The following is a 24426-nucleotide window of genomic DNA, read 5'->3' as shown; positions in this document are numbered from 1 at the left end:
GCAATTTACGACTCAAGATGCCCGCATCAAACTCAAGCGTCTCTATCCATCAATTCTTTCTTGACAGACTACTAGTTGAGTTTGCCGATTCCAAATTTCAACATCGGTGATTAAACCCGCTTCTTGGTTGCCACTATCACCGCCTACAGGTGCCATTACAATTAACTCTCCACCTGCCGATCGCTCAAACTGCCAGTCCTGATTGCGCTGACATAGTTCATAGAACTGATCATCCGAAAAGTGAACCGTATCCAGATTGAGCGTCAGAACATTTATGTTTCTAGGATGAAATCAGGATGGTGTTACTGTAGCAAACCGAACAGGCGATCGCGCTGGCAAAAGGGGAGATCGCCCAAGTCCGTCTACCGACGCATCAATCCTGTGATGCCACTGATCAGGATCGAGATGAGGATAGCGATCGCCAAAATCACTACGGTCGGAGATTCGGATTGGAGGATGGGGTTGGGGTCGATGGGGGCGATCGATGAGGTTGTTTGTTGGGTTGAAGCGATTTAGGGCGTTGATCACCCAAAGCCCATCCTAAAATCCCCTTTTTGAAGTGGTCAACGGCAGTCCACAGCCAAATTTTGTTTTTTTTGACCCCACAAACGTTTCTAACTCGTCTAGCTCACCAACGTCAGGAGGAACCTCTGGATCGTAAGCATCGGGTAACAGTTCACCGATTTGTTTGACCCAAGTAATGATGGTCGTATGGTGCACTCCTTTAACCCGCTCAATGCCTCGAAAACCCATGCCGTTAACATCCATCGTGAGGCACTCCCGCTTAAACTCCTCTGAATAACTGGAAGCAGGATCATAAGTTGCGATAAATTGCCGCCGACAGGTCTTACAGATGTAATTTTGTTTCCCTCTTTGCTTACCGTTTCTACTGACCTCACTTGAACCGCATTCGGGACACTGCATTGCTTTTACCCTGATTTCATATTTCTATTATGCAACGCCTGCATTTTTATACCAATAATCCACGGGGCTATGGCTATTTCCTTAGCTATATTTCTCAGCAGATTGCAACAATATCTTTCAGCAACTTCTTCAGCTTCAAAAAGCCTCATACAGTTCTAGCGGTAAGCCGTCTGGATCTTTGAAAAACGTAAATCGTTTTCCGGTTAACTCATCGAGTCGAATGGGTTCTACTAGAATATTTTTTGCCATCAGGTCAGCTACCGACTCATCTAAGTTTGCCACCGCAAAAGATAGATGACGTAAACCACAAGCTTCAGGGTTGTTCACGCGATCGGGTGGATAAGGAAAAGAAAAAAGCTCGATTTGGGCAGTGCCAGCTTGCAAGTCTAGCTTGTAGGACTTTCGGGTAGCCCGATAGGTTTCTTGAATGATTGAAAAGCCAAGGAGTTCAACATAAAAATGCTTGGAGCGATCGTAGTTTGAGCAAATGATCGCCACATGATGAATGCCGAGAAGGTGCATGACAAAAGCGGGGATGTTGGGGAGTTTTGAGTATGAAGAGTTGAATTAATTCAATCAATCGCTATTCGCCATTCGTCCCTCGCCATTTATTAAATAACTGGAAGAATCATACCTTCACGCGCAAGTACGCAATTTGGGAAAACGGTTTCTACTTGAGATTGTACCTTGTCTAAAAAGTCATCAGAGTGGCTGGGGTCATGATGGAAAACGACTAGCTTTTTCACGCCTGCCGCTTTTGCCATTTTTACCCCTTCTTGCCAAGTTGAGTGACCCCAACCCTTTTTGGAGCTTTTTGGATCGTGATATTCTTCGTCTGTGTAGCAGGCATCATAAATCAGCACGTCGGCATTACGAGCGAGGTGCAGCAGGTTTTCATCTAAGCGATCGCCGAAGTGTTCTGTATCTGTGGCATAAACAGCAGTGCGCCCTTGCCAGGTCAGGCGATAGCCCATGGCGCTATTGGGATGATTGAGTGAACCTGTTTCGATGGTGATGTCGCCCAACTGCATCGTATCGCCCGGAAACAGATCATAGAATTTTAGGTCAGATTGCATCACCTGCATTGGCACTGGAAAGTTAGGATGTAGCATTTGGTCATGGAGTCGCTGCTTCATACTTGCCCCGTTGGGCGCGATCGCCCCATAAATGTGAAAGCAGTTTCCTTTCGCAAACGCAGGCACAAAGAATGGAAACCCCTGAATATGATCCCAATGGGAATGGGTAAAAAACATATAAGCTTCAACAGGCATCTCGGATAACAACGATTTGCCTAATACTCGTAGCCCGGTGCCTCCATCAAAAATTAGGCGCTTTCCACCAATCCGCATTTCAACACAAGATGTATTCCCGCCATAGCGGACGGTTTCACTTCCAGGGGAAGGAATACTACCCCGCACGCCCCAAAACTGAATCACAAAATCGGTTGTGGGGTGGGCTTCCTCAACGCTATTGAGATTATTCTCCAAGGTGGAGGCTGATTCAAGCTCTGACATTATCGATTACTGGTAAGGTTTCAAGAAGGTCTTTGTACCGATGCACTTGCCGTAAATGATTTTGCTCATCTACTAAAACGACAGTCGGGGAAAAAGTTTTCAACTCCTCAACCGTGAGTTGAGCGTAGGTCATGATAATTAAGCGATCGCCCGGCATACCGAGTCGAGCAGCTGCACCATTTAACTGAATCTCACCAGAACCCGCAGGCGCTGAGATGGCATAAGTAATTAACCGTTCCCCGTTAGAAACGTTCACTACCTGAACCTGCTCATAAGGTAGAATACCCGCCGCACTTAATAAAATCTCATCAATACTGATACTGCCGACATAGCTCAAGTTGGCAGCCGTTAATACACACTGATGAATTTTTGATAACAAAAACGTGCGCTGCATATTAATCTTCTTCTTTTTGAAGAAGCAAAAAAGCGAATGTATTCAACTGGCTTGACTTTATTAAACAACGGATATTTCCCATTTTGCCTACGGAATCGGTAAGACCGCAGCGATCGCCCCCTCTACCAGCAATGAATCTTTACAAAAATGAGGCTCAGAACAATTTCTAAGCCTCGGATTCCTGAACTAGGATTTGCTTAGCGGTAAGCCTTAATGCACTGTTCTACTAAAGGCAAAACCTGATCTACATCTTTCCACCCTAAAATTTCGGTCACTTTTTTCTCTAGATTTTTGTAAGTTCTAAAAAATTCAGCAATTTCGTCTAGGCGGTGGGAAGCAACATCGGCGAGAGTTTTAACTTGGGCATAGCGCGGATCTTTGTCGGGAACACACAAAATCTTTTCATCGCGATCGCCCCCATCAATCATTTCCAACATTCCAATGGGTCGTGCGGCAATCACGCAGCCTGGAAAGGTGGGTTGATCCATCATGACCATTCCATCTAGCGGGTCGCCATCATCACCTAGAGTATTGGGAATGAAGCCATAGTCAAGCGGATATTGAACTGAGGCGAAAAGGACGCGATCGAGGGCAAAGGCGTTGATATCCTTATCAAACTCATATTTATTCTTACTACCCGCAGGAATCTCGATCAGGATATTTAGTAAACCGGGTTTTGGTTGGGCTGGAATACGCGAAAGATCCACAAACAGTCTCCATAAGCAACGTTTAGTATTATCCCATTCCGTACCGCTTCACTCCAATGGATGCCGTCAGCGGTAAAAACATTTCTATTAGGTCTACTCGGCTTACGACCAAGGTTGGATAAGCTCGCTGACTATAATTATCGCCCGGTTGTAGGGGAAAAATAGGATTGGATTCTAGGGGTGTCCAAATGGCACCTGCGGCTTGGGCGATCGCCCAGACTGCGGCAATATCCCAAATCTTCGGCGTAGCTTCCACGCCAGCAAGAGTCCATCCAGCCGCCACTGTCAGAAAATTGTAGGTTGACACCCCCAACATGCGGATTTTGCAGGGAACGGGATTTTGCAAAATAGCAGTGCTGCGGGCGCAGAGGTTGAAAAAGTGATTGGGGCTAAGATCATCGGGGCTGGTGTGAATCGGGCGATCGTTCATAAAAGCTCCCGTGGGCATCTCCAATCCAGAATCACCACGCCAGTAGCCATGAAACGACTGGCGCAGGGGTGGAAAGTGGACATAGCCAAAAACAGGCGTACCTTGGTAGAGCAAGCCTAGGGAAATCCCCCAGAGCGGTAAGCCCCTTGCAAAGTTGGTGGTGCCATCCAGCGGGTCGACAATCCAACACCAGTCGGTTCCTGGAAAGATGTGTTCGGTTTCTTCGCTGACCACGCCATGATCGGGAAAAGTCTGGGCGATCGCGTTCCTCAGTTCCTCGTCTGCCCATTGATCCGATTGAGTAACTAAACTGCCATCCGCTTTTTCTTGCGCCTGCGCTTGCCCAAAATCGTCGAGCAGGCGATCGCCCACCCGATGCGTCGTCGTTTGAGCAAAATCGAGAACTTGAGTCCAAAAAACTGGCATTTGCTTAAGCATCTTTATTAACTGTTGAGCTTAATGATTCATTTGACTGCATTTTCCTGCCATTGACTGAGAGCAATATCTAAAATCTCCCACAGAGACTTAAACTCATATGCTCTGCCAAGTAAATGACTGCAAACTTGGGAATATTGCTGCAAAGAGTAGTGAAAGCTATAGGCACTGCGTCCTTTGCCTAAATAAAAGAATATGTCGATCGCTGTTTCAGCTTCCCACACTTGATTGTGTCGAACCTCCGCCCATGCTAAGCCTTTGACTCGCTCCTGTTTATACCTCAATCTTCTAAACTCGTCCTTCTCTTTTTTGGGGTAAGGCAACACCAACATCAAGCGTGGACGATATTCTCCTGGAAATATAGGAATAAATTCAGCACAGAGTCTAGTTTTGTAAATATCGTTGTCTCCCTTGCGCTGTCCATAGCAAGTACTTGTAGTTCTTCCAAGCTCGATCATACGACTGTCAAAGCTCAATATTTTGTCCCGAACCTCCAAAATGTAAAATTGTTGCGGCTGCGACAGAGTTGTGATTAGTTTCCATAGTGAAGCAGGAGGCTTAGATGTGGTGGGGAGAACTTTTGATTTCTGGCGCTTGGATACAAGACGTTGATGGAATGATGATGGAATTTCGCAATCTCGCATCCAATTCGTATCAACCTGTGTGAGTTCAAACCAAAATTTCTTCTCTCTCTGAAAAATGGTAAAAACGAAGAACTCAACCTTTAAAGAGTTGAACTCCTGATCAATAAAATTATGAGCGTGAAAAGTAGGTGCGATCGCGATCAAACGAATTGGGAGGCTGTAGTCTACTTGATTGGAGAAAGGTTTTTCGCCTGACAAAACCTTGTAGTACCGAGTTAGTTGCTGAACGACGTACCGATCTTCAGTATTCTTCAATTCAAGCAACACGATTTGCTGATTTGGTGAGATGGCAAGAATGTCAACAACTTGATTGTTAATGCGATGTTGGCGGTCAAGTTGCGTAAGATTCAGGAGCGATTTCAAATTCTCCCAGAAAAAATCTTCTAAGCTCAGTTCACAATCAAATTGCCAACTCATAGTACTTAAGACTCACCAAAATTCAAGCTTGAATTGTTGATTACATTGGACAGCAATGACAGAATTTATCCTGCTCAGATTAAATCTGCGAGTTCGATGCCTAAAGTGTTTAATTGATCTGGTGAGCGATCGCGGTTTCTCAGTCAGCCGTTGGCGTTTCTGGCGTTCTTATTTCGCTAGTTCTTGCCCGGTCAATGTATGGTCGAGAAAGGGGATGGAATGACGATTGGGGAAACATCAGTCATAAGCTTAGATTAATCCAATTCGCCCTGAAAGACGGAGGCGATCGCTTGTTTTGCGTTTGCCTGAAACTCCGCCACATCGACTCGGCTAAGCAAATAGACTGCCAATATCATGCCGCAGGCTTGCACCGCAAACACTAGCCCATAGGCGAAGACGGGGACGTTAAACAGCCTGTTGCCCAAATCTAGCACCGTGCCGCCTGCCACCGTTGCCAGTGCCCGCGCCATTGCTTGAGATAAGCCCCACGCGCCGATAAAAGTGCCAGCGGTTTCTGCCGCCGTCAGATCCAGCATCAGGCTGAGTGCGCCCGTCGTGACCACGCCAGAACATAAACCAAACAGAAATACGCCTGTTTTCAGCACGGTTTCGTTTGCCGTGAAGCCTGCCAGAATCAGCAAGATGAAACAGCCTGCAACCAGAAGGCAGCCCAGCTTGGCAGTGTTTTTTTTGCCAATTCGGGGCGTGATTAAAAATCCCGTGGTGCTGATGCCGATTAAGGTGCCCGTTCCCCAAAAGGCATTAAGTAAGGTGGTTTTGGAAAACTCCATGTTGAACACTTTCGCGCCATAGGGTTCCAAAATGGCATCTTGCATGAACAGGCTGATCGTCATGACCAGCAGAAAGGTGAAGAAAATTCCGGTTTGGCGGCTAGCGGTTAACACGCGCAAAGCTCGACCGAAGGTGATTTTATCTTCGCGATCGCTGACCGTAGACCGCAACCGATAGAGCGAATATTTCTTTTCCATGCCTGCGGTTGACACCACTGCCAGCCCCACGACGATCGCTGGCACAATCACAAACACGCGATTAATTGACGCTTGCATCACTGCGATCGGCGTATCGTTCGTCACCTGCTTCAGCAACACGCTGATCAAAATCGCCCCAATCACAATGCCCACCATCAGCATTGACCACACCACGCCCACCAGCTTAGAGCGGTTGCCCTCATCCGACACATCCACCAGCAGCGCCGCAAAGGGAGTCGATCCAGCGCTGAGCGCCAAACCGTAGACCGCAAAAGTCAAGCCCAAAACGCTGACCCAGCCATAGAAGCTGCCAGAGCCGGGAACCGCACTGCCCAGTTGCCACATGACTTGTACTGCCAAAAACGAAACTATCGCAAATATCGCCGTGCCAATCCAGATATAGCCCGTGCGATGGTGTCCCAAGATTGGTTTACTGTCCGATCGCTGCCCAAACCAGACCCGTGCTGGAGCCACAAACTGGTGCATGGCGATCGCCCCTGCCGCGATCGTGGCAGGAATCGCCAAGTTGCCAATCATCACCCGGTTCATCACGCCCAATGCCAACACCGACATCATCCCCAATCCCATTTGGTACAGACCCAACCGGAACATTGTCAGCAGAGTAATGGTGGAAACAGGAGCCGACTCGTTAAACGACCGGGGTGAATCGGGCTGTGAATCGGATAGATTGCTGCTTGCCATAGTTGTTTCTAAATCAGGTTGGATATTGCTGCCAGTTTCTAGATTAAAAGGAATTGTCAGGGTCGAACCAGGAAGCCGCAGAATACACTAGAAGTGTGAAGGAAAAGTTACAAACAAAGTTAAAAAATTGGAGGGCGATCGCCATGCAAACCACCGAGCAAACCGTTACTTTGGGCAAAGATGGCTTAGTCGTACCCGCGATCGGCATTGGTACGTGGTCGTGGGGCGACAGCTTGTTTTGGAGCTATGGCAAAGACTATGGAGCCGAGCAGGTGCGCGAAGCTTTCCATGCTGCCGTGGAGTCTGGCATCACTTTTTTTGACACCGCCGAGATCTACGGCTTAGGCGAATCAGAGCGACTAATTGGGCAATTCCTCAAACAAACCGATCAGCCAATTCAAATCGCCACTAAATACTTTCCCCTTCCCTGGCGGATCAATGCCCAAGCGATCTCAGACACCCTCACCGCCAGCCTGCAACGGCTTCAGGTCGATCGCGTTGCATTATACCAAGTCCATTGGCCACTCGACTTTTTGATCAGCCAACGCACCCTCATGAATGCACTAGCCGATGAGGTGGAAAAGGGCAGAATTGGGGCGATCGGTGTCAGCAACTATTCCGCTGAGCAAATGCGGCAGGCTCACCAGTTTTTGGCGGCGCGAAATATTCCCCTTGCCGTCAATCAGGTGCGCTATTCTCTGCTGACTCGCCAGATTGAAACCAACGGCGTAATGGATGCGGCACGAGAACTGGATGTCGCCATTCTTGCCTATAGCCCCCTAGCACAAGGCTTGCTCACGGGCAAATATACCCCAGATTCAGCGCCAACTCTGCGCGGCGCACGACGAATTGATCCCCGCTTTAGCCAAAATGGATTGGAGAAAATCGCCCCGTTGGTGAATGCTTTACAGTCGATCGCTACCATCCACCAACGTACCCCCGCTCAAGTTGCACTGAATTGGCTGATTGCTCAAGGCAACGTTATGCCAATCCCTGGCGCTAAGAATGCCGATCAAGCGGTGCAAAATGCTGGCGCGATCGGGTGGAGTCTGCCCCCAGAGGAAGTCGCGCAATTAGATCAGTTAACACGGAACTGATGGAGAAATGCGGGCTGCGGAGTGCGGTGAAAGAATATAACTTCAGAACTCAAAACTCCGAACTCCGAGCTAAGATTCAACAGAGTTTGGCGAGCAGCATAATCTGTTCATAGACTAACCTCTGTTCGTCCTCTAAACTGAACTAAGTCGTCGCCCTGAATTACTAGCCCCGTGGGAGTTATGCATACAGTTTTAATCGTGGATGATAGCCTCACTGTGCGGCAAATGGTTTCAGAGCAACTCCGAAAAAGTGGATTTAATGTAGTCGAAGCGATCGATGGCGAAGAGGCAATCACCAAAATTCAGGCAAATCTCCCCGATCTGGTCGTTACAGACATTGTGATGCCGCGTAAAAATGGCTACGAATTATGTCGCTGGCTGAAAAACGAACCGAACACCAAACATATTCCGGTGGTGATGTGTACCAGTAAAAGTGAGGAGTTTGATGTGTATTGGGGCATGAAGCAGGGAGCGGATGCTTATGTTACAAAGCCATATCATCCGCCAGATTTGATCGACGTGGTGAAGAAGCTGCTGAAGTAAGCACTAAAGGCTTTTGGGCAGGAATACCCACAGGACGAGGATACAGGGGTTGAGTGGGAGCAACTTTACGAAAATATATACAATGGCGATCGCCTTGCGTAATCGGCGTTTTAAATGCTGCAACTGGCTCTAGTTCGCCCCCTAGCAACAAATTCACCACTGGAGAAAGCTCTTTGGCTTCTTCCTCAAGCCACTGCCCTCGATATAGCACCGCTAATCCACCTATTTTCACCAAAGGCAAAGCATACTCCACGCAGATAGACGCTGCGCCAACCGCACGAATTAGCACTAAATCATACTGTTCTCGATGGGCGCGATCGCGTCCAATTTGCTCTACTCGTCCGACTAGGGGGGTAGCATTTGTAATATTCAAACGCTCTAACAACTGGCTAACAAAATCAAGCTTTTTGCGGGTGGAATCCAGTAAAGTAACGTGCCAGTTTGGTTGAGCGATCGCGATCGGCAATCCTGGAAAACCTGCGCCTGTGCCAATATCGATGACGCGGAAAGGTGCCGTTTTTTGGATATCGGGTGTCGGGTTTGAAAGATCGGGGACGAGAGATTCGCGGCTGGGCTGGAGAAATGCCTTAATCCCACTGAGCGAATCCCATAGGTGTTTCTCCCAAAACTCCACAGGGTCAGTAATCCGGGTTAAATTAAGCTGCTGATTACCTTCCAAAATACCTTCATAAAGCTGCTGAAATAAAACATTTTGGGCAACGCTGGGTTGCCAACCTAAGGTTTCTTGCCATAGAGCAGGAAAATCGGGCAGAGTCGATGGGGTGAGATTAGTAGACACAATTGCAGAGGGGATAAAGGATAGGGAAGAGAGGGCAGGGAACAGGGGATCAGCTAAAACTTCAACCCTGCACGGCTTGCAGCGGTTTTCACTCAAATTCGGTATATCTTGACTCCCTCGACTCCTTCAGTCAGAGACATACTTCACTTGCATCGTTGCGATCGCGTTGCATGTTAAAACTTGAAGTAATGCAAGAGTTTAGCGACTGTATCACTGGGTAAGGAAAGCCGCCGCTGGAGGTGAGTGAGATTGCGATAGGGATGAGGGGAGCGATTTTGAACAATCACCCGCGCCAAGTAGGTATCCACACCAGGAATTCGCACGAGCGCTTCTACCGATGCCGTGTTGACATTAATCGGTCGAATCGTGTGCAGACTCTCTTCATCGTAATAGCAAAACAATAGCACTGGTTTCCAAGGGTTGAGTCGCTGTACGGGTTGACCGAGCGCCGCTGCAATATCTTCGATCGCATGGAGATGAACCCCAGAGTGGGTCAGTTCCACGAGCGATCTCGCCTGATGAATCGACAAACCCGGTAACCGCAACCAATCATCCACCCCAGCTTGATTCACATCAATTTGGATGCCTAAGCTGGCAGCCAACTGCAATTCTTCAAAAGTTTGAAATCGATAATAGGGATCGCTCAAAATCCGGGTACGGGTCGATTGAGATTGAGTGACGTTTACCAGCCAGTCGCGCAAAGCCATGAGGGAAGGGGGAAATGGTTTTGAGTTTTGAGTTCGGAGTTCTAAGGTTTGAGTTTTAAGTTCGGAGTTGATATTTTTTCGTTGCACTCCGTACTCTTTATTCAATATGATCTAGCAATTTTCGCCGCTTCTGCTCAAATTCATACTCCGAAATCAATCCATCGGCACGGAGTTGGTCGAGTTGACGAATGGCATCGGCGATCGCGCTAATTTTAGTGGGGTCAACATTTAGAGAAGGGAGCGTTACCGTATTCAATGATGGAATTTCAGAGTTAAACCGCCCATCGAATTCATTTACATCTTGAAATAAATACCAAACCGCCTCAATACCGCAAGCGATCCGAGGAATAGGAGTCCACGATAGCATTAAATACAGAGTTCCCCAGAGAGGTTGTTTTAGGTAGAACTTGTGCAATCCTGAGATAGGGGTAATCATGCCAGCTAACGCTAGCAAAGAAGCAACTTTTCGATCTCTTGGCTGACTCAAAATGCCATTCCAACGGGGCGATCGCCACACGCGCATAACTCCTTCTATTGCTTAACCTGAGGCACCTGCATCTATTTTATCTCTGCCTTTGTTAACCTTAGACAAAAACTATGCTAAGGATTCATGAAACCCATCCGGTTAAGCCAATTTCTGCACAGTACATTAGATTAGGGATAAATATATCTGTACCCTGCCCTATTCATCCGAATCTAACCTAATTTGTTCTCAGTGGGTGCGTTGCCAATTCGTAGTTGTCAACATTCATAGTGGTTAAGAACTGTATTTATTGATCAGGGATTGCTTAGCTCGTGGTTTTCAACCGATTAAAGATGACCGATTAAAGATGACCGATTAAAGATGTCGCATCTGCTCAGACTCGTTATTCTAATGTGAGTCGTTTGTTTTGAGAGTTTATTCTTTCAGAATTAACCCAATCCTGCTAGGGCTGTCTTTCGATGTCGCAAAGTTCGCTTATTCTCGACTGGACAAAAAAATTTGTTGATCCTTATGCTGTGCTGGGTGTTGCAGTGACAGCGGATGACAATCGTATTCTTAAACGCTACCGAGATACTGCTAAACTGCTCCACCCCGATCGCTTTGGGCTAGAGGGAAACGCCAAGGAACTCGCGACACAATTGTTGGCGAGCTTGGTTAACCCTGCCTATAAACAGTTGAAAGTAGAGAAAGGGCGCAATGAAAGTGTTGCCAATCTGCGGATTAAAGTGCGATTGTTTCATAAGAAAAATGGAGCGATCGCGCCTCAAAGCACAATTGCCCGTCAGCTACTTGATCATCCTGTAAGCGCTGTGGATGTTTTTTATGAACAAGCGATTACTAAACTGGCAAATGCTCAATATCACGACCTTGATCAGTTTGAGTCTACAACTGACCAACTGAGTGAACTAAATCTGGTTTATCTCCAGCTTAAGCTAGGCGATATGGGCGTTCGCGAAAAGCGATCTGGAATCATTGCTGCTGCTGAAGCAAAACCCTTTAACATTACTCCTACTCCAGTTACTTCTGAAGTAGTGACCGAAAGCTATGACCAGCGCCACTATCGCCGTGCGAAACAATATGCCAAGAATAGCAACTGGACAGAGGTAATTAATGAATTGCGAGATGCCATCAAGCTCAAAGGGGATAAGAGCGAGTATCACTCTTTATTAGGAGTGGCTTATTTACGTCAAAAGAACCAGGGATATGCAAGAGCGCATCTAAAGCGAGCATTGGAGCTAGATCCTAATGATCCTTTAGTCATTAAATATGCACCTCAAGCAGGTGTTGTGATTCCGGCTGCCATTGAGCCACAAACTAATGGTAAAAAAGCTCCAATAGACCCAGCCGCTTCGTCACCTAAGCGCGGCGGATTGTTCGGCTTTTTACGATCGGGGAACTGATCGCTACAACGGAGTGGTGAAACCTCTACTTAACCGATGGGCAGCGATCGCTTTACTATTAAAGAATAGTCACATTCAGAGACATTGCTTTTCTGAATTTATTAGAAATTGGTTTAGAGCGATGGGATTTTTCGATTCTGAAATTGTTCAACAAGAGGCAAAACAGTTGTTTGAAGATTATCAATCTCTCACGCAACTCGGTGGAAGCTATGGTAAGTTCGATCGCGAAGGCAAAAAAATGTTTATCGATCAGATGGAAGCCATGATGGATCGCTACCGGATTTTTATGAAACGCTTCGAGCTATCAGAAGACTTCATGGCTCACATGACGGTTGAACAACTACGGACTCAACTCGGTCAGTTTGGCATGACTCCCCAGCAAATGTTTGACCAAATGAACACGACCCTAGAGCGCATGAAAGCAGAACTCGAAAAAACTCTCTAGCAAAAGCATTCTATTTTGAGCATTTTATTTTGAATAGCTGAACTGAATTCAGGATGATCTTTTGAAGATCACCCTGAATTTTTTTAAGTTTCGACTGTATTGCGGATTAGTATATTAACTGAGCTTTTATTAGATAAATCTATATTTATCAAGCTTTTGCATAGTATTTTTTTATAAGATATCAACCTCAACCAATCGGGTCTATCTCTAGGGCGTGGGCAGATGGTTTATATAAGTTTAAGGTTATTGGCAAGGCGTGAGTAATCGATAAGCTCAAACGAGGTATTTGAATGTCTGTTCCTTCGTCGAAATATTCTGAGCCTGTTGAAGTGCAGGAGCCTGAAATCCCGCCGCCGATGCATGGAAAACGATCGCCCTCTAGTTCAAAATCATCGACCAATCGGTGGTTGGCGATCGGTGGGCTTTTACTATTGCTGTTGAGCTTAGGGTTTGGCTGGCGCTGGTGGCAGGCTAGCCAAGCAGCCGGAAAACAAGGGGCAGGAGCAATACCCCAAGGTATTCCGGTTAAGCTTGGAACGACTCAAACGGCGACGGTGCAAGAGTCTTCGGAGTATGTTGGGTCGCTAGAATCTTTGCAATCAGTCCTGATTAAGCCCGAAATTACGGGGCGGGTCAGCGGAATTGTGGTGAAACCAGGCGATCGCGTTCAGGCTGGAACTCCACTGATTCAACTGAAGCCCGATAAGCGAGAGGCTCAGGTTGCCGGAGGCTTAGCCGCTGTCAATTCTGCCCGTGCCATTCGCTCTAGTGCCGTTTCGCAACTTCAGGCAACTCAGGCAGACCGGATTGCTAAACAAGCTGAGGTAGACCTGCAAAACCAGAACTATCGACGAATTGCGGCTCTCGTCAAAGAAGGCGCATTAGCCAAACAGCAGTTGGATATTGTGGGACGCGATCGCGCTAGAGCAATTTCCGAACTGAGGGCGATCGACCAGCGGATTCAATCTGCCAAAGCCAGTATTGCCGAATCTGAATCAGGACTGCAACAAGCCCAAGCAAACGCCGATCTCAACACTGCCCAACTGCAAGACACCACTATTAATGCTCCGTTTTCCGGCGTAGTGGGCGATATTCCCGTTCGTTTGGGACAAATTGTTGAAGTGAAAGACACGCTGACCACCGTGACTCAAAACGAATCTCTCGATTTGAATCTATCCATCCCGCTGGAAAAAGCTGCTGATCTAAAAATTGGGCTACCCGTCGAGCTAACCGATGCTCAAGGAAAGGCGCTTAGCAAAGGGCGAATCAGTTTTATTTCACCCCAATCTGATAGTCGCTCTCAAAGCGTTTTGGCAAAGGCGACGTTTGATAATCGCTCTGGCAAATTGCGAGATGGGCAGTTTGCTCGGATTCGGGTGATTTGGCGATCGCTCCCCGGAATTTTAGTGCCCTCCTCTGCGATCTCTCGCTTGGGCGGAGAAAACTTCATCTTTGTTGCCCAACCGCCCGACGATACCTGCAAAGAAACGCTTGCCAAGTCTGCTCTGCCCGGTGCCCCCCCAAGCGAACCGCCTGCTCTCGTTGCTCGTCAGCGGCTCGTCAAACTGGGCAGCATCCAAAGCAACAGCTACAACGTGTTATCAGGACTCAAACCCGGTGAAAACATTGTCGTCTCTGGCATTTTGAACCTATCGGAATGTAGCGCGATCGCAGAAGCGAAGTAGAGGCGAGAGGTCAGGGGCGAGAGGTGAGAGGTCAGCAAAGACACAACGCTCTACATATAGCCCTAACAGGCATTCGCCATTCGCCATTCGCCATTCGCCATTCGCCATTCGCCATTCGTCACCCAAAACCTAGCACCTACTCCTATGGCAGACTTTTTTATTAAGCGACCGGTTTTCAGCATTGTCTGTGCGCTGATTATCTTGATGATGGGGGCAATTTCCATTCCAGGATTAGCCGTTGATCAGTTTCCCGATATCAGCCCCATTCAGGTGCAGGTAAGCGCTAACTATCCGGGTGCCAGTGCTGAAGTGGTTGAAAGTGCAGTAACCACAATTTTAGAGCGGCAAATCAACGGAGTTGAGGGGCTGCGCTACATGAACTCCACTAGCAGCAATGATGGTTCTAGCACGATTACCGCCACGTTTGAATCGACGCGAGACAAAGATATTGCGGCAGTGGATGTGCAAAACCGCATTTCCTCGGTGCAGTCTCAACTACCCGATACGGTGCAGCAAACCGGGGTGAGGGTGAGCAAGCAATCGAATAATATTTTGTTGGCGATCGGGCTTTATGCCGAAAACAACGAGTACACCAACATCTTTTTAAGCAACTATGCCGATTTATACATTGGCGATGCTCTAAAGCGGGTGAATGGAGTCAGCGAGGCGCAGATTTTTGGCGAACGGCGTTATTCTATGCGGCTGTGGCTTGACCCAGAACGACTGGCATCGCGTGGGTTGGTGGTGCAGGATGTGGTGGCGGCTTTACGAGAACAGAATCTACAAGTGGGCGCAGGGCGCGTTGGGCAATCTCCCTCACCCAAAGATGAGCTTTATCAAATTGACCTGCGAGCCGTAGGGCGATTGAAAGATCCCTCAGAGTTTGAAAATGTGGTGATCAAGGCTGACCCAGATAGCCGCACGCTGATTAAATTGCGCGATGTGGGACGGGCAGAATTGGGGGCTGAAAACTACAGCAGCTTTTTGCGGTTTCGCGGCAAAGATGCTGTCGGGCTAGGCGTATTTCCATCTCCTGGCAGCAACGCGCTGGATGTGGCGGCAGGGGTCAAGCAGGAAATGGAGAAGCTGGCGCTGGCATTTCCACCTGGAATGAAATATCAGGTGGCGTTTGATACGACGCTTTATGTAGAAGAATCGTTAGCAGAAGTCCGAAAAACACTGCTGGAGGCAATCATTCTGGTGGTGCTGGTGATCTTTGTCTTTTTGCAAGATTGGCGCACTACGCTGATTCCAACGATTACTATTCCGCTTTCGCTGATTGGTACGTTTGCGTTTGTTAAAGGATTTGGCTTTTCGATCAATAGCTTGACGCTGTTTGGTTTGACGCTGGCAACGGGGCTGGTGGTGGATGACGCGATCGTGGTCGTAGAAAATATCAGTCGTCTGATTCAAACGAAGGGAACGCATCCGAAAGAGGCGGCTTCTGAATCGATGCGTGAACTGACGGGCGCGGTGATTGCGACATCGTTAGTGCTGATGGCGGTGTTTGTGCCGGTGGCGTTTTTTCCAGGAACAACAGGCGCACTATACAAGCAGTTTGCGCTGACGATCGCGTTTTCTATTACCATTTCTACCTTTCTAGCACTCACACTCACGCCTGCTTTAGCAGCAATTCTCTTACGTCCAGGACAGCAACCTCCCCGGTTTCTTGCCTGGTTTTTTAACGGGTTTAATCGGATGTTCGATCGCGTCCGAGAAAGCTATCAACGGTTTTTGACCTGGTTAGTTCACTTCAAAATGGTGGTGATTGGTCTGTTTGTGCTGCTACTGGGTGCGACTGCCTGGTTGTATCTTCAGGTGCCCCAAGCCTTTTTGCCAGAGGAAGATCAAGGCTATTTCATCACGATTGTTCAGGCACCGGAGGGCGTTTCACTCAACTACACAGATAAAGTGATTGCTCAGGTCGAAAAGATTTTGCTGGATCAAAAAGAGTTTCCTGAAGTCGTGGGCACTTTTGCGATCGGCGGTTTTAGCTTTAGCGGCAATACTGCCAACACGGGCGTAATTTTCACTACCCTAAAACCGTGGAAAGATCGTCACGAGCCAGACCAGTCAGTTCAAGCGATTATTGGCAAAGTGTTTGGCAAGGTCAGCACCATTACCGAAGCGCGAGTGCTGGCAGTCAATCCCCCGGCGATTCGCGGTCTAGGCAGCTTTGGCGGCTTTCAATTTCAAATGCAGGATCGGCGCGGCAGTGCGGATATTCAAGATTTACTCAAGTCAGCCCAACAGTTAATTGGACAAGCAAACACCCCTGGAACAGGCTTACAGCAAGTATTCACGCAGTTTGCCGCTAGTACGCCTCAGTTCAAAGTGGATGTTAACCGAGATTTGGCAAAAACCCTGGGAATTCCAGTGGATACCATTTTTAATACTTTGCAGACGGCTCTTGGCTCTCAGTATGTGAATGACTTTAATTTGGGACAGCGTAGCTATCGAGTCTATGTGCAGGCAGACCAGGCATTCCGATCGAATCCAGGAAATATTGGCAGTTTGTATGTGCGCTCAGGGCAGGGGGATATGGTGCCCTTAAGCAGTTTGGTAACGGTGACACCCACGACAGGCGCACAGACGATTACGCACTTTAACCTGTTTCGGGCGATCGAAATTTCTGGTAATGCTGCACCCGGTGTCAGTTCTGGCGATGGCATCAAAGCCATGCAAACCCTAGCGGATAAAACGCTGCCTCCTGGTTTTGGCTACGAGTGGGCAGGCACCGCGCTAGAAGAAGTGGAATCGGGCGGGTTGGCTCCAATTATTTTTGGCTTGGGATTGGTGTTTGTATTTTTGGTGCTAGCTGCTCAATACGAAAACTTTATTGATCCGATGATCATTATGTTGGCGGTGCCGCTGGCGGTAATGGGAGCGCTGATGGCTCAATCGCTGCGAGGCTTATCGAATGATGTGTATTGCCAGGTGGGGCTGGTCATGTTAATTGGGATGGCTAGTAAGAATTCCATTTTGATTGTGGAGTTTGCCAACCAATTACGTGAGCAAGGCTTGTCGGTTACCAAAGCGGTGATTGAAGCGTCTGAAGATCGCTTGCGCCCGATTTTGATGACCTCATTTGCCTCGCTATTGGGCTTTTACCCGCTGACAGTGGCATCGGGTGCAGGGGCACCTAGTCGAATTTCGCTAGGAACTGCGGTCTTCGGCGGCTTGTTTGTGGCAACCTTTCTCAGCCTATTTGTGGTGCCTGTTCTATATATTGTGATCACTGGACTCAGCGATCGCGTCAGCAAACGCCCCAATCCCCCTAGCTCCGGGGATGTGATGCCCATTGAGAAAAACCCTGATGTGGCACTTCGTTAAGCAGGATAGACTCTCAAAATGCTTTATAGCTGGAAATAGCTCGCAAAAAATAGAATCCTACGGCAGCAGCTAGCACTAAAAAACAACTGATTGCGGTGAGGCGCACCTGCTTTGTATAAGGTGAAGGCGTGACACACTCGCGCATCAAGATAGAGGCGATCGCCCCAAACAGATAGCTAAGACACAAGATTAAATATTGCCAATCTTGCCGTACCCACCAGGCTGCACACAGCGCTAGGGATAATCCCAACATAACCGCTTCTACCAGTTGAGGAGGATTGTATCGGCTGGTCATTTCCAGCCCACGACACCAAGAACGCCATCGTCTCATGCAAACTTTCCCAAAACTACCTTGCCAAAACTACCTTGTAGGATAATGCAGCCAGCAAAAATTGGCTAGGGGGTATAAAAAGGCGACTATCAACCCTCTTGCCTCTTGCCTCTTGCCTCTTGCCTCTTGCCGTTCCTCAAACACTCGATCGCCTCCTCCATCTCAACCTGGGGAAACTCTTTGTAAAATCGGCTAACGCTTTGAAATGGATGAGGAGTTGCCAACACAATCACACGATCGCTCCAAGCTTGCACATGGGGCAAAATTTCTGGGGGTGCAACGGGAACGCAGATCCAAATTTCAGCAGGATTTTTGGCGCGCAGAGATTGGGCTGCCACAGCCATTGTCATTCCTGTCGCAATCCCATCATCCACAATTAGCGCGATCGCCCCCGCTGGATCAATCTGAGGACTAAACGGTGCCAATTGTTCCCATTGAGCTTGGGCGCGCTCCTGAGCCTGTTGCAACATTTGTTCATATAAAGTAGAAGGGAATACTTGACCTTGGGTTAGCCACAAAACATCCCCGTTTGAGGTAGCAGCCCCGATCGCAAGTTCTGGGTTTTCAGGGCGAGTAATCTTCTTTGCCACAATCACATCCAGTGGACAATGCAGCGCTTGGGCAATCGGAGCCGCCACTGCAATGCCACCTCTAGGTAACGCATAGACTACAAAGCGATCGGGTGCTTCAGCCTCAGCCTGGTTAGCTGGCATTTGAGCTTCTACAATAGCCAAAACTGCTGCGGCTAAGCACTTACCTGCCTCCAAGCGATCTGCAAAAACTGGTGAATCTGAGCGTAGAGGCGGTGAATGATCAGCCATGGTAAACCCCAGCAATCAAATAGTGGGATCTTCTTATCATGCCTGAGTTTGTCTGAATCTGCCGACTGACACTAGAAAAATTCTCAGACCTGTCATACGCTAGCCCAAAGGTATCAAATCATTTCCCCACCGTCATGACTGCTGAAAACCAAATCGACCTATTCAATTTATCCACTGCCCTAGATGCATCTCCACTCTCAATTGATCCAGAACAAATTCCGATAGATGCTAAAGTTCCAATCCCCATAGGAACTTACGCCACGATGGATGCGATGAAAGCGCACTGTAATCACTGTTATCGGTGTGAATTGGGACATACCCGCACGAATGCAGTCGTGGGAGAAGGCAACTTGAGTGCTGATATCATGATTGTGGGAGAAGGTCCAGGACAAACTGAGGATGCCACAGGACGACCCTTTGTGGGGCGATCGGGCGAACTGCTCGACAAAATACTAGCAGCGGTTAGGCTAACACGCGATCAAGATGTGTTTATTTGCAATGTGGTCAAGTGCCGTCCGCCAGAAAACCGCGATCCAAAACCAGCGGAGGCGGCAGCGTGCAAAGGCTACTTACTAGAGCAAATTCGGTTAGTTGATCCCAAAATTATTTTGCTGACCGGGAAAGTTGCCCTGTTGAATTTGCTAGGCATTAAGCAGGGAATTACCAAAGTGCGGGGGCAATGGATTGAGCAAGATGGACGTTTATATATGCCAATCTTTCATCCGGCATATTTGCTTAGAAACCAATCGCGAGAGGTAGGGCAGCCTAAATGGTTGATGTGGCAGGATGTGCAGTCGGTGCGCGCAAAGCTAGATGAGTTGCGGGGATTGGGTTGAGAGCATACTGCGATCGCGCTAGTGGAATGAAGTTAGTCGTCTCCTTTTTCAATCAACCAAAAAGGAGATGGTAAACACCTCCTTTTTGAGTTATTTATTTGATTCCATGACTATTAGCAATAGTCTTTGGGGGCAGTCTACTTATTGGGCTGAGGAGTAGTTCGCAAGTAAGGCTTGATTTCAGTCACACCTTTAGGGAACTTCTGTCTTGCTTCTTCAGTAGGAATGGTAGGTACAACCACCACATCATCGCCATCTTTCCAATTGGCTGGAGTCGCTACGCTGTAATCGTCAGTCAATTGCAGCGAGTCGATCACCCGCAAGATCTCATCAAAATTGCGACCTGCGCTAGGAGGATAGGTTAAGCTCAATCTCAATTTCTTGTTGGGGTCAATTACAAAAACGGTACGCACGGTTACCTTTGCGTTCGCATTAGGGTGAATCATGTCATAAAGGTCTGACACTTTCTTATCCGCATCTGCCAGAATTGGATAGTTTACAGTCGTTTTTTGAGTTTCATTTATATCCCCAATCCAACCCGCATGAGAGGTTGCATCATCTACACTGAGAGCAATGACTTTAACATTCCGTTTGTCAAATTCAGGCTTGAGTTTGGCAACTTCGCCTAGCTCAGTGGTGCAAACGGGCGTATAGTCAGCAGGGTGAGAAAAAAGAACAACCCAGCTATCGGCTGCCCAATCGTAGAAGTTAATCTCTCCTTCGGAGGATTGCTGGGTAAAGTTGGGCACTGTATCGCCAAGGTAGAGAGCCATAACCGATTAATTCCTTTCTGCTTTCTAAATTACATAATCGCTGTTTAGATCATGCCATAAACCCCGGTTCCCCGGTCGGATTCCAGATCTATTTAATTTTTGAGTTGCGTTAAGTGAAGTTAAGAGATGAGATCGCGTTCTAGATGTTTCAAAGTTGTTACATTTTTGAATCAATTGACGCGGGTGGCATTGATAAAAACAGGCATATGCTCACAACCCTTAATCCCTTTTCTCAGGATTAATTCGCTTGAATTTTCAAAGACTCAATAATTTAACAGCAATCTATCGGTTGACGATCTGAGCGATCTGCGTCTTACTTCACTTATCACCAAATCTTACAGTCTGCAAAAAACCTTCAGGAAAAAGCGATAATTTCAGACGAGACAGTCCTCAGAAAAAAATAATTAGAGTTAGAGATTCATGGAAGCAAACGCACTCCTTATTGTTGACGAAAAGCCCCTTTCGCTGCGGCAATGTTTACGCTATCTGCAAATGGGCGGAAAATTACAAGTATTTATTGGAGATGTCTTGCGCCAGTATGTTTTAGAGCAAGAGTTAGAGACACGCGAGGGGTTGGAGATTAACCCTGCTGCGGTAGAACAAGCATCGGTTGATTTTCGGTTGCAAAATCAATTGACCGATCAGCAGTCGTTCCAAGATTGGCTCGTGCGGAATGGCACAACCTATGATTTATTTCACGATCAAATCAAAAACAGCTTTAAGCTTGAAAAACTCAAAGCGCAGGTAACCGAGCCTCGCCTGCAAGAGCATTTTATTGAACGAAAACTGATGCTCGATCGCATTGTACTATCGCGCATTGTGGTAGAAAGCCAAGAAATGGCAGAAGAGCTGCATACCCAAATTGCTGAAGGCGGTAGTTTTGAGCAACTGGCTCGTGAATACTCTAAGGCAGATGAGCGGGTTGCCAATGGCATGATGGGACCGGTGAGTCGTGGCACCATGCCCGATATACTCAGGTCGGCACTGGATTCGGTTGAGCCAGGAAGCGTAGTCGGTCCAATGCCAATTGAGAGTTACTGGGCAATTTTTCGGGTTGAACAATTTCTGCCTGCGACCTTAGAAGATGCTCAACTCAAACAAACGATGCAAGGCGAACTATTTGAGAAATGGCTGACTGAAAAGATCCAAGCGATGACGGTTAAACTCCAAGTGAATGAATAGCACCCTGATTCCAGTATCTAGCTGCTCCATTTGTTAGAGTAGCGCTGTTGATATCTTGCAAAGTCCGGTTACCCCCACCCCTTAATCGCGTTAGTCCAGGAACCCTCCATGATTGCAACTGATCTCACTACTAATTTGCCTTGGAATTCTCCACCGCTTAGCTTGCTCAATGCAGATCAACAGGTTCAGCTTAAGCAGCAAGCAGAAGTTCGTCGCTATGGGCTAGGAGAAGTGATTTGGGCAACTGATTCTCCTGGAATGCATGGTTATGTGCTGAAAGGTAAGGTGCGTTTGGTGCCTGAGGATGAGCAGTCTGTCATTCTAAAAGCGGGAGACTGGGTGGGAGATTTGCTGGAGCTGCCGGGTGCTTGGAAGGCAAGAGCAGCAGAGAAAGATGTAGTTTTGGTGAGTTGGAAAACTGACCTCTGGCAGGCGATCGCGACTCCAGCGGTAGAGAGCTACTGGGCATCTCACCGTATCCGTCTACAGCCTAAAACCGATAATGCTCCTCAGGCTGTTTCTGGCTTTCCCTTTGTGGCAGGCGTGAATACTCCTGCTGCTTGCCTGACCATGGTAGCCAATCATCTGCAAATTTCTACTCAATTGGATTGGGTGCAGCGGCAACTATCCAGTCAACGTCCAGCGGATGTGATTGAGGCAGCAGAAAAAGTAGGGTTGCAGTTACGTCATATTGATTTACGCAGCAGCCAAGGGATTGATTGGACAGGATTGCGGCGGCTGGAATATCCCGTCCTAATGATGTGGGAAGACCAAGATACTGCATCGTCAACGTTTCAAAACAATGGCTCTAAGGGATCGGCTCATTGGGTTGTAGTTTACAGCACGAAGGGCGATCGCCTGATCGTTGCCGATCCCTTAAATCCCAACAAAACCTGCGAAAGCATTCCCCGTTCAATCATTCAAACCGTTTGGGACGGGCAACTGTGGCAAATTGAAACCATCCAAAAGCAAGAACGCTTTGGCTTATCGTGGTTTTTGCCCGCCGTCTGGAGATATCGCCAACTCCTCAGTGAGGTATTGCTAGCCTCTTTTACCCTGCAACTCTTAGGTCTGGCGGGTCCAATCATTACTCAGGTCGTTATTGACAAAGTGATGGTACAGGGCAGCCTTTCCACTTTGGATGTGATGGCATTTGCCCTCTTAGCAGTGGCGTTTTTTGAAGGGTTTCTGGGAGCGCTACGCTTGTTTGTTTTTACTCACACGGCGCGGCGACTAGACTTGAGCCTTTCCGCTCAGCTTTTTCGCCATCTGATGCGGCTGCCTTTGTCTTACTTTGAAGCACGGCGAGTTGGCGATACGGTTGCACGAGTGCAAGAGCTAGAAAACATCCGCAGCTTTCTCACTGGCACTGCCATGACAGTCGTTTTAGACGCAGTGTTCGCCAGCGTTTACTTAACGGTGATGTTTTATTACAGTGTCCCCCTCACCTGGGTCGCGCTGTCAGTATTACCCCTATTCGCGGCTCTGACCATCATTGCTACCCCAATTTTGCGAGGGTGGCTCAACGAAACCTTTAACCGCAGTGCTGATAGTCAATCCTTTTTAGTTGAAACCGTGACGGGCATTCACTCTGTTAAAGCCCACACAGCAGAACCAGTCTCGAGGGAACGCTGGGAAGGACTATTTGCCCGATTCATTCGCACCAGTTTCAAAGCCTCGACGACTTCTAATATCAGTGGCAACATTGCGGACTTTCTGACCAAACTTTCTTCTGTGCTGATCTTGTGGTTTGGGGCGAAGTTGGTGATTGAACAAAAACTAACGATTGGTCAACTGGTTGCGTTTCAAATGCTGTCTGGGCGAATGACGGGACCGTTGCTACGGCTAATTCAGCTTTGGCAAACACTTCAGCAAGTATTGCTTTCGGTCGATCGCATTGGCGATATTCTAAACACTGCTCCTGAAACCGAAGCAGGCACGGGTTTAGTGCTACCCCCCTTACAAGGACAAGTCATATTTGATCAAGTCTTTTTCCGCTATCATCCCAATCAGGAACCCGTATTACGTGGGATTTCCTTTACGGTAGAGCCAGGAATGCTTGTCGGCGTAGTGGGTCGAAGTGGGTCTGGAAAAAGTACTCTTTCTAAAGTAGTTCAGCGGCTTTATCCAGTGGAATCTGGGCGCATTTTAGTCGATGGATTTGACATTAAAAGCGCAGATTTAGTGTCGTTACGGCAACAAATTGGGGTTGTGCTGCAAGAAGACTTCATGTTTAACGGCACAGTCTTTGATAATATCAGCCTTGGAAATCCCAATGTGACCGCTGAGCAAGTGGTTGAAGCGGCTCGACTAGCGGCTGCCCACGACTTTATTAGTGATCAAGTTCATGGATATGAGACCAATATTGGGGAACGAGGCACAGCCCTATCAGGTGGTCAACGGCAGCGATTAGCCTTAGCGCGTTTGTTTCTTTCGCAGGCTCCAATTTTGGTACTTGATGAGGCAACGAGTGCTTTAGATAGCGAAACCGAGCAGCAAGTTTTGCAGAATTTGAAGCGTGTTTCCGTGGATCGCACAGTTTTTCTAATTGCTCACCGATTTGCGCCGTTGAAAAAAGCAGATTTGATTTTGGTATTGGAGAAAGGAGTGCTAGTAGAAAAAGGCACTCATGATGATCTGCTCAAAAGTAAAGGGTTGTATTGGTCGCTTTATCAAAGACAACAAGCAGCAGTTTAGCAGACTTAGGTTATTAGGAGAAAGGGAAGGGGCGATCGCCCCCCTATACAACCTCTCCACCCAGGGCGGTTTTATTGTGAGGGTAGGAAAGTGAGGATGGACTGAAATCCTATATCAGTATCAGTCCATGACCCTCA

At 47.8% G+C, this 24426-nt stretch carries 25 protein-coding genes and 1 pseudogene; 9 read left to right on the top strand and 17 right to left on the bottom strand.

Annotated elements, in window-relative coordinates; translation table 11 throughout:
- Positions 1-42: 42 nt before the first annotated feature.
- The 10 genes and pseudogenes from AB3R30_RS24115 to AB3R30_RS24070 form a co-directional block, all read right to left on the bottom strand.
- The gene (locus AB3R30_RS24115; protein ID WP_458651762.1) at positions 43-255 is read right to left on the bottom strand and encodes a Uma2 family endonuclease; all 213 of its coding nucleotides are present in this window, start codon (positions 253-255) and stop codon (positions 43-45) included.
- 36 nt (positions 256-291) lie between these two features.
- On the bottom strand, positions 292-528 hold the full coding sequence (locus tag AB3R30_RS24110; RefSeq protein ID WP_458651763.1) for a hypothetical protein: 237 nt from the start codon (positions 526-528) through the stop codon (positions 292-294).
- Positions 509-924 (bottom strand): annotated as a pseudogene (locus AB3R30_RS24105) (IS1 family transposase); the annotation flags it as partial. The pseudogene AB3R30_RS24105 and the gene AB3R30_RS24110, both read right to left, overlap by 20 nt.
- A 135-nt stretch (positions 925-1059) precedes the next feature.
- Positions 1060-1446, bottom strand: coding sequence for an SMU1112c/YaeR family gloxylase I-like metalloprotein (gene gloA2, locus AB3R30_RS24100; protein WP_458651761.1), 387 nt, complete (start codon positions 1444-1446; stop codon positions 1060-1062).
- 89 nt (positions 1447-1535) lie between these two features.
- On the bottom strand, positions 1536-2438 hold the full coding sequence (locus AB3R30_RS24095) for an MBL fold metallo-hydrolase (protein WP_458651760.1): 903 nt from the start codon (positions 2436-2438) through the stop codon (positions 1536-1538).
- Positions 2425-2832, bottom strand: a complete 408-nt coding sequence (gene panD, locus AB3R30_RS24090) for an aspartate 1-decarboxylase (RefSeq protein ID WP_458651759.1) — start codon at positions 2830-2832, stop codon at positions 2425-2427. Before panD ends, AB3R30_RS24095 begins: the two co-directional genes overlap by 14 nt.
- Before the next feature lie 197 nt (positions 2833-3029).
- Positions 3030-3539, bottom strand: coding sequence for an inorganic diphosphatase (locus tag AB3R30_RS24085; protein ID WP_458651758.1), 510 nt, complete (start codon positions 3537-3539; stop codon positions 3030-3032).
- Between the two features lie 28 nt (positions 3540-3567).
- Positions 3568-4395, bottom strand: a complete 828-nt coding sequence (locus AB3R30_RS24080; protein WP_458651757.1) for an inositol monophosphatase family protein — start codon at positions 4393-4395, stop codon at positions 3568-3570.
- A 38-nt stretch (positions 4396-4433) separates the two neighbouring features.
- Entirely contained in the window at positions 4434-5465 is a 1032-nt protein-coding gene (locus AB3R30_RS24075) for a hypothetical protein (RefSeq protein ID WP_458651756.1), read from the bottom strand.
- 254 nt (positions 5466-5719) lie between these two features.
- On the bottom strand, positions 5720-7156 hold the full coding sequence (locus tag AB3R30_RS24070) for a BCD family MFS transporter (protein ID WP_458651755.1): 1437 nt from the start codon (positions 7154-7156) through the stop codon (positions 5720-5722).
- 143 nt (positions 7157-7299) lie between these two features.
- Between AB3R30_RS24070 and AB3R30_RS24065 the strand changes: the two genes are divergently transcribed.
- Both AB3R30_RS24065 and AB3R30_RS24060 read left to right on the top strand, forming a co-directional pair.
- A complete protein-coding gene (locus AB3R30_RS24065) occupies positions 7300-8253 on the top strand; it encodes an aldo/keto reductase (protein WP_458651754.1) in 954 nt (317 codons plus the stop codon).
- A 180-nt stretch (positions 8254-8433) separates the two neighbouring features.
- On the top strand, positions 8434-8796 hold the full coding sequence (locus AB3R30_RS24060; RefSeq protein ID WP_458651753.1) for a response regulator: 363 nt from the start codon (positions 8434-8436) through the stop codon (positions 8794-8796).
- Here the strand turns inward: AB3R30_RS24060 and rsmG are convergent.
- From rsmG to AB3R30_RS24045, 3 genes are all read right to left on the bottom strand, one after another.
- A complete protein-coding gene (gene rsmG / locus AB3R30_RS24055; protein ID WP_458651752.1) occupies positions 8738-9595 on the bottom strand; it encodes a 16S rRNA (guanine(527)-N(7))-methyltransferase RsmG in 858 nt (285 codons plus the stop codon). The two genes, AB3R30_RS24060 and rsmG, sit on opposite strands and share 59 nt — an antisense overlap.
- A gap of 173 nt (positions 9596-9768) precedes the next feature.
- Positions 9769-10389: a helix-hairpin-helix domain-containing protein gene (locus AB3R30_RS24050; RefSeq protein WP_458651751.1), complete on the bottom strand. Its 621-nt coding sequence runs from the start codon at positions 10387-10389 to the stop codon at positions 9769-9771.
- A 10-nt stretch (positions 10390-10399) separates the two neighbouring features.
- Positions 10400-10819, bottom strand: coding sequence for an SHOCT domain-containing protein (locus AB3R30_RS24045; RefSeq protein WP_458651750.1), 420 nt, complete (start codon positions 10817-10819; stop codon positions 10400-10402).
- A 425-nt stretch (positions 10820-11244) separates the two neighbouring features.
- Here AB3R30_RS24045 and AB3R30_RS24040 point away from each other — a divergent pair, with 425 nt between their 5' ends.
- The 3 genes from AB3R30_RS24040 (at position 11245) to AB3R30_RS24030 (ending at position 14316) form a co-directional block, all read left to right on the top strand.
- Positions 11245-12186 (top strand): J domain-containing protein, encoded by a 942-nt coding sequence (locus AB3R30_RS24040; RefSeq protein ID WP_458651749.1) that lies wholly within the window; start codon positions 11245-11247, stop codon positions 12184-12186.
- A 121-nt stretch (positions 12187-12307) separates the two neighbouring features.
- Positions 12308-12631 (top strand): DUF1825 family protein, encoded by a 324-nt coding sequence (locus AB3R30_RS24035; RefSeq protein WP_458651748.1) that lies wholly within the window; start codon positions 12308-12310, stop codon positions 12629-12631.
- 290 nt (positions 12632-12921) lie between these two features.
- Positions 12922-14316, top strand: coding sequence for an efflux RND transporter periplasmic adaptor subunit (locus tag AB3R30_RS24030; protein WP_458651747.1), 1395 nt, complete (start codon positions 12922-12924; stop codon positions 14314-14316).
- Here AB3R30_RS24030 and AB3R30_RS24025 read toward each other — a convergent pair.
- A complete protein-coding gene (locus tag AB3R30_RS24025; protein WP_458651746.1) occupies positions 14281-14442 on the bottom strand; it encodes a hypothetical protein in 162 nt (53 codons plus the stop codon). The two genes, AB3R30_RS24030 and AB3R30_RS24025, sit on opposite strands and share 36 nt — an antisense overlap.
- Before the next feature lie 18 nt (positions 14443-14460).
- Between AB3R30_RS24025 and AB3R30_RS24020 the strand changes: the two genes are divergently transcribed.
- Positions 14461-17649: an efflux RND transporter permease subunit gene (locus tag AB3R30_RS24020; RefSeq protein WP_458651745.1), complete on the top strand. Its 3189-nt coding sequence runs from the start codon at positions 14461-14463 to the stop codon at positions 17647-17649.
- 13 nt (positions 17650-17662) lie between these two features.
- Here the strand turns inward: AB3R30_RS24020 and AB3R30_RS24015 are convergent, their stop codons facing one another.
- Entirely contained in the window at positions 17663-17980 is a 318-nt protein-coding gene (locus AB3R30_RS24015; protein WP_458651744.1) for a hypothetical protein, read from the bottom strand.
- An 89-nt stretch (positions 17981-18069) separates the two neighbouring features.
- Positions 18070-18801, bottom strand: a complete 732-nt coding sequence (locus AB3R30_RS24010) for a phosphoribosyltransferase (protein WP_458651743.1) — start codon at positions 18799-18801, stop codon at positions 18070-18072.
- A gap of 134 nt (positions 18802-18935) precedes the next feature.
- Here AB3R30_RS24010 and AB3R30_RS24005 point away from each other — a divergent pair, with 134 nt between their 5' ends.
- Positions 18936-19637, top strand: coding sequence for a uracil-DNA glycosylase (locus AB3R30_RS24005; RefSeq protein ID WP_458651742.1), 702 nt, complete (start codon positions 18936-18938; stop codon positions 19635-19637).
- A 137-nt stretch (positions 19638-19774) separates the two neighbouring features.
- Here AB3R30_RS24005 and AB3R30_RS24000 read toward each other — a convergent pair whose 3' ends face one another.
- Complete coding sequence (locus tag AB3R30_RS24000; RefSeq protein ID WP_458651741.1) at positions 19775-20410, bottom strand: peroxiredoxin; 636 nt, start codon at positions 20408-20410, stop codon at positions 19775-19777.
- 420 nt (positions 20411-20830) lie between these two features.
- Here AB3R30_RS24000 and AB3R30_RS23995 point away from each other — a divergent pair, with 420 nt between their 5' ends.
- Positions 20831-21592: a peptidylprolyl isomerase gene (locus tag AB3R30_RS23995; protein ID WP_458651740.1), complete on the top strand. Its 762-nt coding sequence runs from the start codon at positions 20831-20833 to the stop codon at positions 21590-21592.
- Positions 21593-21700: 108 nt separating this feature from the next.
- Positions 21701-24289, top strand: coding sequence for a type I secretion system permease/ATPase (locus AB3R30_RS23990; protein WP_458651739.1), 2589 nt, complete (start codon positions 21701-21703; stop codon positions 24287-24289).
- Positions 24290-24426 lie beyond the last annotated feature (137 nt).

It is taken from the genome of Sivoneniella epilithica UHCC 1019, from assembly GCF_040830845.1.
Classification (GTDB): Bacteria; Cyanobacteriota; Cyanobacteriia; order Leptolyngbyales; family Leptolyngbyaceae; genus ULC077BIN1.
The sequence above is the reverse complement of the archived record's forward strand: the minus strand, read 5'-3'. Positions and strand labels throughout refer to the sequence as shown.

Bases quoted from the DNA above. Each gene is read 5' to 3' on its own strand.
- gloA2 (WP_458651761.1), bottom strand. From the start codon at position 1,446: ATGCACCTTCTCGGCATTCATCATGTGGCGATCATTTGCTCAAACTAC.
- AB3R30_RS24095 (WP_458651760.1), bottom strand. From the start codon at position 2,438: ATGTCAGAGCTTGAATCAGCCTCCACCTTGGAGAATAATCTCAATAGC.
- panD (WP_458651759.1), bottom strand. From the start codon at position 2,832: ATGCAGCGCACGTTTTTGTTATCAAAAATTCATCAGTGTGTATTAACG.
- AB3R30_RS24080 (WP_458651757.1), bottom strand. From the start codon at position 4,395: ATGCCAGTTTTTTGGACTCAAGTTCTCGATTTTGCTCAAACGACGACG.
- AB3R30_RS24075 (WP_458651756.1), bottom strand. From the start codon at position 5,465: ATGAGTTGGCAATTTGATTGTGAACTGAGCTTAGAAGATTTTTTCTGG.
- AB3R30_RS24070 (WP_458651755.1), bottom strand. From the start codon at position 7,156: ATGGCAAGCAGCAATCTATCCGATTCACAGCCCGATTCACCCCGGTCG.
- AB3R30_RS24065 (WP_458651754.1), top strand. From the start codon at position 7,300: ATGCAAACCACCGAGCAAACCGTTACTTTGGGCAAAGATGGCTTAGTC.
- AB3R30_RS24060 (WP_458651753.1), top strand. From the start codon at position 8,434: ATGCATACAGTTTTAATCGTGGATGATAGCCTCACTGTGCGGCAAATG.
- AB3R30_RS24040 (WP_458651749.1), top strand. From the start codon at position 11,245: ATGTCGCAAAGTTCGCTTATTCTCGACTGGACAAAAAAATTTGTTGAT.
- AB3R30_RS24035 (WP_458651748.1), top strand. From the start codon at position 12,308: ATGGGATTTTTCGATTCTGAAATTGTTCAACAAGAGGCAAAACAGTTG.
- AB3R30_RS24030 (WP_458651747.1), top strand. From the start codon at position 12,922: ATGTCTGTTCCTTCGTCGAAATATTCTGAGCCTGTTGAAGTGCAGGAG.
- AB3R30_RS24020 (WP_458651745.1), top strand. From the start codon at position 14,461: ATGGCAGACTTTTTTATTAAGCGACCGGTTTTCAGCATTGTCTGTGCG.
- AB3R30_RS24015 (WP_458651744.1), bottom strand. From the start codon at position 17,980: ATGAGACGATGGCGTTCTTGGTGTCGTGGGCTGGAAATGACCAGCCGA.
- AB3R30_RS24010 (WP_458651743.1), bottom strand. From the start codon at position 18,801: ATGGCTGATCATTCACCGCCTCTACGCTCAGATTCACCAGTTTTTGCA.
- AB3R30_RS24005 (WP_458651742.1), top strand. From the start codon at position 18,936: ATGACTGCTGAAAACCAAATCGACCTATTCAATTTATCCACTGCCCTA.
- AB3R30_RS24000 (WP_458651741.1), bottom strand. From the start codon at position 20,410: ATGGCTCTCTACCTTGGCGATACAGTGCCCAACTTTACCCAGCAATCC.
- AB3R30_RS23995 (WP_458651740.1), top strand. From the start codon at position 20,831: ATGGAAGCAAACGCACTCCTTATTGTTGACGAAAAGCCCCTTTCGCTG.
- AB3R30_RS23990 (WP_458651739.1), top strand. From the start codon at position 21,701: ATGATTGCAACTGATCTCACTACTAATTTGCCTTGGAATTCTCCACCG.